General features: G+C 62.4%; 4 protein-coding genes. 1 reads left to right on the forward strand and 3 read right to left on the reverse strand.

What is annotated here, in order from left to right; genetic code table 11:
* On the reverse strand, nt 1-369 hold a 369-nt coding region (locus DKT77_RS17840; RefSeq protein WP_146205038.1), incomplete at its 3' end, for a hypothetical protein.
* Between the two features lie 343 nt (nt 370-712).
* On the opposite strand from DKT77_RS17840, the gene DKT77_RS17845 reads away from it, so the two are divergent.
* Entirely contained in the window at nt 713-1597 is an 885-nt protein-coding gene (locus DKT77_RS17845; protein ID WP_109813026.1) for a DUF3320 domain-containing protein, read from the forward strand.
* A gap of 249 nt (nt 1598-1846) precedes the next feature.
* Here the strand turns inward: DKT77_RS17845 and DKT77_RS17850 are convergent, their stop codons facing one another.
* A complete protein-coding gene (locus DKT77_RS17850; RefSeq protein ID WP_238547994.1) occupies nt 1847-2689 on the reverse strand; it encodes a MipA/OmpV family protein in 843 nt (280 codons plus the stop codon).
* A gap of 216 nt (nt 2690-2905) precedes the next feature.
* A protein-coding gene (locus DKT77_RS17855) for an IS3 family transposase (protein ID WP_109810157.1) occupies nt 2906-4008 on the reverse strand; the annotation gives its coding sequence in 2 pieces (ribosomal slippage) (nt 2906-3747 and nt 3747-4008; 1104 coding nt in all).
* Between the last annotated feature and the right edge of the window lie 77 nt (nt 4009-4085).

Genomic DNA, 4085 nt, shown 5'->3' on the forward strand with positions numbered 1-4085 from the left:
CGCCTCACCCTCCTCGTCCGATGCTCCTCCACGGACAGCACCCGGAAGAAGAGCCTCGCGGCGGAAGCTGCGTTCGATGTCGAGGAGTTGCGCCTGAAGCCTCACCGCGTCGATCTCCGAGGTGCCGTCCGTTACCATCCGCGCGAGATCCTCAAGACGACGCTCGGCCCCGATCAGCGCGCCGACAACCTTGGCCCTGGCCAGATCGCGCCAGGGTGTCTCGTCGCGATGCAGACTCACAAGGTAGCGGCTCACCGACAGGTCCGCCGCCTGCGCCGCAGCCTTGATCTTGGCGCGATCGGCGGCGGTGACGTAGAGCGCGTCCCACCTGACGGCTCGCTCCTGATCCGATTTGCGGGGGCGTGGCATGCGGGTCCTCCAGGCGTCGCGGTCGGTTTTACCCCGGCGGTGCGAGGCATCTTGCTGAGAGGATAGAAAGCGCGGGGTGCATTTGCCCGCACGAGAGGCGCATGGAGCCGCCCCGGAACCGCATCCCTGCCGCATGGCGGTGCATGACGCTGCGGGTCCCCGCATCGGCAATGCATGACGGCAGCATGAAATCGCCCCGTCCCAGTGACGGAAACCATGTCGCCGGAAGCCTCGGTCTTATGAAATCGAAAAGACCTGAATTCAGGGCGCTACCGACTGAGTTCGGTTTTTTCGCAGACCTGTTTTATCTTGCGGGCAGCAAAGAAAATGATGAGGCAGGATCATGAAGGACACAGTCTTTGGCGACACTTCCGAGGCAAAGCCGCTCGGTGCGCGACTGAAAGAACGTGCGAAATCCGTTCCGGCGCAGAAGTCGCGGCCGATCATCCGTGATGTCATCGAGGCCCGTGAAGAACTCGCAGATCTGCGACGAGAAGGATACACGAGCGAGGACTTGGCGGACCTTCTCCGAGCACAGGGAATTCACCTCGCGCCGGGAACGCTGCGCAACTACATGGCGCAGATTGCTCGCGCGGTCGCAGTACTCGATACCCGCGGCAACCATGACCCCTCCGTCGATGACATCCACCGCGTGGTCATTCGCATGCCGAAAACAGGCAACGGTGGAACACCCTCGAAAGTCGGCAGCCAGGAAGACAGGACATCCACGGCAAGGCCATGCGCGACGGATCAGGACGACGAGAAGCGGAAGCTGTTCCACGAGCATCGCTACCAGGACACGCTGCGCAGGATGGTGACCGACATCGTCGATGGGCACGGGCCGATCTTGCGATCGCACCTGGTGCTCGAGATCGCCAGAAAGCATGGGTTCACGAGGGCCGGTTCCGAAATCCGCAAGACGCTGGAGCCGCTCCTGAGCGATCTTCGGGCAACGCCCCATGGGGATGAAGACATGCTTTTCTGGCCCGACGAGCGCGAACCGGTAGAACGGATAGCGTTCCGGGGCTTGCAGGTGAACGGCAACCCGCGGGAATGGCACCAAGTGCCGGACCCCGAGAAACTCCACCTGATGGCCGAAATCCAGGACAGCGGCTGTGCAGACCCGTTCGAGGAATTCCGCCGACGGGTGGGCCGCAAGAAAATCACCAGGAAGTTCAGAGCCGAACTCGAAGCATTGCGCGCTCGGGTCACGTCGCGCGAGCTTTAAGGCCTGAGGGAGAGCCTCGTTCATCACTCAGTCAACGCGCGAATTCGCGTGTCGATCCCCGCGGGTGCGCGATCCGCACCGCATCAGCCCGGAATTCATCCGTCCGTTTCAGTCCATAGTCAGTCTCCTTTGCTGCAATAAATGCTATCAAAGGAAGGGCATCAAACCGCGACAGGTCCACAGAGGGTCTTTTCGATTATCCGGATCGTGCCGGTATCAAGGCAACGCTACAGGTATCCAAAGCTTTATTCAGCGGTCCGCCCAACGCCTTGGTACGCGACGGGCGCTTTCGCTCAGGATCACCGCCACGCCCAAAAAGGCCGCGCCTGTCAGATCCTCTTCGAACAGCGGGCTGGCGCGGTTCGCGGCACCGGCGTGGCTCGCCGCACTCACGCCGCCGAACGCCGTGAACCGCTGCGTCAGATCGTAGGACAGGCTGACGACAAGGTCAGTGCCGAGGTATCCGCCCTGCGCCTCGTAGGCAGGTCGCCCTGCCCGCACGAACCTCGGCCTCACGTCGTAGAAGTACGCCTGCAGTGCCTCGGTCGCGAAGACCGGCCCGACCGAGGCGCGCAACTCCGTTCCCGCCCCAAGCGCATCAGGCCACCGCGCGGCCAGTTCCGGTTCAACGACCAGCCCGCGATACGCGACCGACCCGGTGTCGACATCAAGCGACGCGACCACACGCGCCTGCAGCGCCAGATCGATCCGGCCGCGCCGCGTCTCAGGCCCGAAGCCCGGGCCGCGGAAGATGACCTGCGGACCGAGTTCGATGAGCGGGTCGAGGTCGGGCATGCCCTCCCGGACGCCGCGCCCTTCGCTTCGCGCCCCGAAGGCCGCACCCGCCGACAAGCTCAGCTCGTAGGCCTGCGTCTCCACCGGCACCACGCGCGCGCCGTCCTCGTCATCCACGCGCAGCACCTCGCCGCGATAGATGCCGTAGGGAAGCGCAAGCCCGTTGAACGCACTTTCGCCTGAGGCCGGGTAGTCGGGTGCGACAAGCCCGAAGGCGCCGATGCCGATTTCCCACAAAGGGTCGGTTTCAGGTTGAGCCAGCGCAGTCTGGGCAGCCCAGCCGACAGCAGAAAGCACCGCTAGTGAGCAACATACCGAACAACACCTCATGCCACCTCCCCTGCGCGACCGACCGGCTTGTTGTCGCGTTGCTCTTAAATCGGCTCGGGCCGGTCCAGAATTGTTGCGGGCGAGAATGCTCCCGTTCCGCAACACAGATTGAAGCATAGCCCTTTAATCTGTTGCACTGCTCCCCGACCTTGGACCGCCGGAAGCTGGATTTTTCCGGCTGTCTCACGATGACGGGCTGGTGACGCCATCGGGATAATGCATGGCCATCGGGATGTTGTATCCGATCGCGCTGTGAGGTCGGTCTTCGTTGTAGTGTCTACGCCAATCTTCCAGCTTTTCGCGGGCGTCGGCAAGGCTCATGAACCAGTGCGCGTTCAGGCATTCCGCGCGGAGCTTCGAATTGAACGCCTCGATGAACCCGTTGTCGGTCGGTTTTCCCGGTCGCGAGAAGTCCAACGTGACGTCGTTGGCATAGGCCCAGAGGTCGAGGTCACGGGAGATGAACTCGCTGCCATTATCGACCCGAATGGTCTTCGGGTAGCCGATCTTGGCGCAGACCTTCTCCAGTGTTTGCACGACGTCTTCGCCGCGGTAGGCGAAGCGGGCATCAGCCGCTGGACAGAGCCGGGAATGGGTGTCCACCACGGTCAGGATGCGGAGCTTCTTGCCCATGGCGAGTTGGTCGTGAACGAAGTCCATCGCCCAGACATCGTTCGGGCCGACCGCTTCCTGGCGGTCCTCGCGCAGCTTCGCTTTCACCCGGCGTTTCGGGTGCTTGTTCCGCAGCTGAAGCCCCAATTCGTTGTAAATCCTGCGCGTCTTCTTCATGTTGATGATCCAACCTTCTCGCCGAAGCAAGACATGCACACGGCGATAGCCATACCGCACACGCGTCTCGCAGATCTCCCTGATCCGCCTTTCGACGGCAGCCTGATGCGTCCGCCGGGACTTGTAGTGGTAGCTGGACGTGTCAAGGCAGATGGCCCCACAGGCCTTCCGGATCGACACGCCCCAGTCGACGCACATCCCGGTCACGATCTCTCGCAGACGCCCAGGCTTCAGAGCTTTCGGCGGATCACGTCCTGCAACATCTCCCGATCGAGGGTCAGATCGGCGACGATCTTCTTCAGCCGTGTGTTCTCGTCCTCAAGCGCCTTCAGCCGGCGCATCTCGTCTGGCAGCAACCCGCCATATTTCTTCTTCCAATTGAAATAGGTCGCCTGGCTGATCCCCGCCTTGCGACAGATCTCCGCGACCGGCGTTCCCTGCTCCCCCTGCTTCAGGATGAACGCCTTCTGCGCCTCCGTGAACTTCGATGCCTTCATGCGTTTCCGCTCCTCTCCCAGCCAGGAAAGATTAGCCGAAAACTCCAGCTTCAAACGGTCCAGTTTTCAGGGGGCAG

Origin of the sequence: Meridianimarinicoccus roseus (assembly GCF_003172915.1) — a bacterium.
Taxonomy (GTDB): domain Bacteria; phylum Pseudomonadota; class Alphaproteobacteria; order Rhodobacterales; family Rhodobacteraceae; genus Meridianimarinicoccus; species Meridianimarinicoccus roseus.

Coding starts and splice junctions, on each gene's coding strand:
- DKT77_RS17845 (WP_109813026.1), top strand. CDS start 713: ATGAAGGACACAGTCTTTGGCGACACTTCCGAGGCAAAGCCGCTCGGT.